Origin of the sequence: Phocaeicola sp. HCN-6420 (assembly GCF_037890145.1) — a bacterium.
In the GTDB taxonomy this organism is placed as follows: domain Bacteria; phylum Bacteroidota; class Bacteroidia; order Bacteroidales; family Bacteroidaceae; genus Phocaeicola.
Genome location: NZ_JBBKBJ010000095.1, coordinates 1 through 338, shown reverse-complemented (window position 1 = coordinate 338; position 338 = coordinate 1). Strand labels below are relative to the sequence as shown.

The 338-nt window shown below is 52.7% G+C and carries 1 protein-coding gene; it reads left to right on the top strand.

Translation table 11 applies throughout. The features are described from left to right. Positions 1-338, top strand: a 338-nt coding sequence (locus WKT12_RS16510; RefSeq protein WP_340320338.1) for an IS66 family transposase, incomplete at both ends; no start/stop codon positions are given.

Here is a 338-nt window from a genome sequence, read left to right as displayed (position 1 = left end):
CGGATCGGCGAGGAACGTACCCGTACGCTGGAATTTGAACCGGGCAGGCTGTATGTAAAGGAGACTGTCCGTCCCAAATATGGACTGAAAGACAACCTGAGTCTTCCCAGGGAAGGTGAAAGCGGCGTAATCATTGCTCCGCTTCCACCTTCTCCTGTTTACAAATGTCTGGCCGGTTCCACCATGCTGGCCGAAATGCTCCTGCAGAAATACGAATATCACGTTCCATTCTACAGGCAGGTCAAGGAGTTCCGCCATCTGGGTGTCCGTCTTTCCGAAAGCACACTGAGCGGCTGGTTCAAGCCTGTGTGTGAACTGCTGAGACCACTTTATGACGA